This is a genomic window from Neobacillus drentensis (genome assembly GCF_036962765.1).
Taxonomy (GTDB): domain Bacteria; phylum Bacillota; class Bacilli; order Bacillales; family Cytobacillaceae; genus Neobacillus; species Neobacillus drentensis_C.
Genome location: NZ_JBALOS010000184.1, coordinates 1 through 2803, shown reverse-complemented (window position 1 = coordinate 2803; position 2803 = coordinate 1). Strand labels below are relative to the sequence as shown.

General features: G+C 32.4%; 3 protein-coding genes. 2 read left to right on the top strand and 1 reads right to left on the bottom strand.

The features are described 5' to 3' along the window. The first annotated feature begins 313 nt into the window (after positions 1–313). On the top strand, positions 314–643 hold the full coding sequence (locus V7137_RS21380; RefSeq protein WP_335699937.1) for a hypothetical protein: 330 nt from the start codon (positions 314–316) through the stop codon (positions 641–643). 344 nt (positions 644–987) lie between these two features. Continuing rightward, positions 988–1413, top strand: a complete 426-nt coding sequence (locus V7137_RS21375) for a MaoC family dehydratase (protein ID WP_027323078.1) — start codon at positions 988–990, stop codon at positions 1411–1413. 269 nt (positions 1414–1682) lie between these two features. Here the strand turns inward: V7137_RS21375 and V7137_RS21370 are convergent, their stop codons facing one another. Further along, complete coding sequence (locus tag V7137_RS21370) at positions 1683–2342, bottom strand: CatB-related O-acetyltransferase (protein ID WP_335699936.1); 660 nt, start codon at positions 2340–2342, stop codon at positions 1683–1685. Positions 2343–2803 lie beyond the last annotated feature (461 nt).

The window sequence follows — 2803 nt, the reverse complement described above, 5'->3', positions numbered from 1 at the left end:
CTAACGAAGCAGGTTAGTTCAATAAAGGAAAAAATTTTTGGAAGGTCTTTTTTTCCAATGGTACATAAAAAAGTAAGTAATTGAAATAATATGAAAGGGTATTTATCAGTTGGATTTAAAATAGTTAACTTATTTAAAGAGGGATGTTATGTACTGGAATGGTGTATTAAAAAGATTAGACCTATTTGCTAAAGGTTCGTAGTTTATTTATCTAATAGGATCAATACTGCTATCTCTTTCTATTACTACAACTAAAAATATTTCACGGAGAGAGTGGCTTTTACTTTTTGGAATGATTGGTTTTTATGGTTGGATGGCTAACATTATCTTATTTTTTATATTTGATCAAATGGATTCAGGAGATCCCTCTATTGGTGGTATACCTGATATTTTTATGTTTGTAATTGGACCAGCTGCAACTGCGATCTTGTTTTTAAATCGATATAACACTCCTACAAAGTTAATCAGGGTAATTTTCTTTTCAATGTTATCTTTTCTAGTGGAATATATATTAGGGAAATTAGGTTTTTTAAAATTAAAAGGTTGGAAACCTGTTTACTCAATCCCTTTTTATTTGTTGCTATTTGGGATTGTTCTACCTTGGACATTAAAAATTATAAGAAATAATAAAGAGGTAAATTAAATTTTCTAACTTCACGGAAAGGGGGCAAGAGTTGAAACTAGGGGATCGCTGCGGCGATTCTTTTTTTATAATGAAATCAAAGATTGTGAAATAATGTACTTAAACATCGGGTGCAAGAGTTCAAGAATGGGTTGCTGCAGCAGCGTCTTTTTTTCTTATTGAACTTACGAAACAGGATAGTTAAATAAGGTATTTACAATTGCAAAGATGAATTATATATATCCCAAAAAAAGTATTCTTTTCTATTGATTTTAGAGGATTTTGAGTATTTTTTTAACTTGATGTGCATTTGATGCTACCTTAATATAAACAAGTGCAAAAGTTTCTAAATAAGAGGTGTAATTATGAAGTTTGATGAGTTTACAGTTGGACAGGTGTTTGAAACTAAGTCCTTCAAAATGACAAAAGCGGATATTATGAGATTTGCAGGAGAATTTGATCCTCAATATATGCATTTAGATGAGGAAAAAGCAAAGCAGGGGAGATTTGATGGAATCATCGCTTCCGGACTACATACATTAAGCATTTCAGTAAGGCTTTGGATTGAACAAGGTATCTATGGTGATGATATCATCGCTGGAACAGGGATGAATAATATGAAATTTATAAAACCGGTGTATCCAGGTGATGAATTGTATACCATCGCCGAGGTTATCGATAAGAAAGAGACGAAGAATGAATCGGGAATCATTACTGTATTGTTATCTACTTACAACGATAAAGAAGATAAAGTATTAGAAGTAGACCTGTCGGGATTGATTAAGCGATGATGTGTTGTAATTGAAAATAAGTGAAATAATCTACAGAAGTCAATTACGGCTTATGGGTTGAGTATTTTCATAATTTCATTTTTGGAAAGGGTCTTATTCCACTAACGGATGCAAGAGTTGAAGAACAGAGCTGTCATTCAGGCAGCTTTTCTTCTTGTGCTAACGGGGCAGGTTAGCTCAAAAGAGTAAACTATTAAATTTTTGTGTGATAAATAAAAAATGTATACAAAAAACTACATCCTATATAGAATGTAGCTTTTCTAACTGGATTATCTTTTCTTTACTTCAATGTTATAAAAATCATATAACTGTTCAATGGATGAACTGGACAAAAGAGGAAACGCTCTCTCAACCAATTCTCTATCCCAATCAAACCAACGCATTTCCATTAGCTTAATAATTTCTGAATCTGTGAACCGTTTCTTTATTTCTTTTGCAGGATTACCACCAACTATTGTATACGGTGGAACGTTTTTAGAGACCACAGAACCTGCTGCAACGATTGCACCTTCACCAATTGAAACGCCAGGCATTATTATAGCATTCATACCAATCCAGGCATCGCTTTTAATGACTGTATTACCCTTTGGTTCATATGATTGTCCTATTTGCTCAACAAATGGATAAACTGTAATCCATTCTGAATGGTGGTTATGATTACCCCCCATTAAAATGACAACTCCACTTGCAATACAAACATAATTTCCAATAATGAGTTTATCTAGATGCCAACCAAACTGTTCAATTGGATTGAAGAGTTCTTGAGATCTAGCATCACCCCATAAATACCTTACACAGCCATCTTCAAAATTTTGATTACCATAATACCCTGAATAATAGGAATACTCCCCTACTTCAATGAGTGGATTTGTCACTATATCTTTTAAATACTTTGTTTCAGACCAATGATTAAATAATGGATGATTCATAACTATATACCTCGCTTCTAAGTATTGTAGATTCTACGACTTACTTAGAAGCTTAATACCACAGCGACATTTTTAAACTTTTTCAAACGACGAATCATTATCTTCAGCCTTTCTTTTAAAGTGAAAAAATCATAACTTAATAAATTACTTTAGTCAAATTGTGAAATTATGTACTTAAACTAATGGATGCAAGAGTTGAAGAACAGAGCTGTCATTCAGGCAGCTTTTCTTCTTGTGCTAACTGGGCAGGTTAGTTGAAATAGTAATTTGATTATTAATGTCGCATTTGAGATAAAAGACGACGATAAGAGGTGGTTGTGGAGTGAATAGATTTAAGGTAAAAAAGATGAAAAAGAAGCGTCCTATGAACGCTTCCAATAAGTGAGGTTTTTTACCATTTTAGTGTTGATTAATCTTATATAAAGATTAGTAAGAGTTTAAATTTTGAAAAAATAATGAAT